We start from the raw sequence: 550 nt of genomic DNA, 5'->3' as shown, positions 1-550 counted from the left end.
TGCGTTATATGCGATATTTGCCCTATCCGTTTTAGGAGTGCTCGGATTGACGTTAGTCGAGGGCATCGTTGTCATCTGCGTTGGGGTAGAGCCGATCTTTTTGTTTATGTCGCTTTCTGTTGGCGCTCAGTCGACTCTAGGGTTCTGTCGCCATGTATATCCGGACGGTTCATTTGCTCCTTATTTCCAGTAAATCAGTTAAGGGGTATTGTTTCAATTAAATACACTCCGCCAGCGGGGGCTCTATCTAATTAGTGATAGAGCCCCCGCTGGCGTTTTATGGGTTTGTTAACGTTGTCCTTCTATTTATGACGGGCTAACTAGCAGAGAACGACGAGGGTATAAAGATGCTATGTCTACAGTGGACAGCAAGATTCCCGAGGTCATACGGTCTGTCCATGGTTTATGACCAAATGTGTGACTCTGAGCAACTCGGAGCCAGCTTATTCATTTGTGAACAAAATATGGAGTGCGCGATTCCCGCCCCCCGGGCCCCTCCGGTCTGGCAATATATCTCCTTGCCGCGCGGCCCGGTCGGACCGGATCGGCC

General features: G+C 50.0%; 1 protein-coding gene. It reads left to right on the top strand.

Features of this window, described 5'->3' with window-relative positions; genetic code table 11:
- Nucleotides 1–193: hypothetical protein (locus ACEG18_RS09685; RefSeq protein ID WP_372542584.1), on the top strand; the 193-nt coding region annotated here is incomplete at its 5' end.
- Nucleotides 194–550 lie beyond the last annotated feature (357 nt).

This window comes from Collinsella aerofaciens, assembly GCF_041537385.1.
GTDB classification, from domain to species: domain Bacteria; phylum Actinomycetota; class Coriobacteriia; order Coriobacteriales; family Coriobacteriaceae; genus Collinsella; species Collinsella aerofaciens_BV.
The sequence above is the reverse complement of the archived record's forward strand: the minus strand, read 5'-3'. Positions and strand labels throughout refer to the sequence as shown.